Source organism: Roseibium sp. RKSG952, from assembly GCF_009711355.1.
Genome location: NZ_SMMF01000265.1, coordinates 1 through 462 on the forward strand (window position 1 = coordinate 1; position 462 = coordinate 462).

The following is a 462-nucleotide window of genomic DNA, read 5'->3' on the forward strand; positions in this document are numbered from 1 at the left end:
GCCGAAAATGTATGCTGGGGGGCGCAGCGCGGCAATTCGCTAGCGACAGGGCCGTTTTTTTGGGAAGCCACCCCGCGCAGGCATCCACCTGCGATCCGCTGAAAACCACGACAAAACAAACCTTTGGCACCGGACACGCCTGGTGGCCGCTGGACCCTTTGCGGAGTCCAGGCTGGCTGCCGGTGTCCGGAGTCCACCCGATTGAGGCGAACCAAACCGCATGACCCTGAGCTTTGCCCCTGAGCGGATCGAGATGTGGCCGCTGGACAGGCTCCAGCCCTACGCGAAGAATGCGAAGGCGCATGGCGCGGATCAGGTCGCTAAGATCGCCGCGAGCATGGCAGAGTTCGGCTGGACGGTGCCTTGCCTTGTTGGTGAGGACGGTGAGTTGATCGCGGGCCATGGCCGGGTGCTGGCCGCCACGCAGCTGGGGCTGACCGAGGCCCCGGTGATCGTGCTCGG

General features: G+C 64.9%; 1 protein-coding gene. It reads left to right on the forward strand.

Going from position 1 to position 462, the window contains the following annotated elements; genetic code table 11:
• Positions 1-220: 220 nt before the first annotated feature.
• On the forward strand, positions 221-462 hold a 242-nt coding region (locus E1297_RS00675), incomplete at its 3' end, for a ParB/Srx family N-terminal domain-containing protein (protein WP_196223092.1).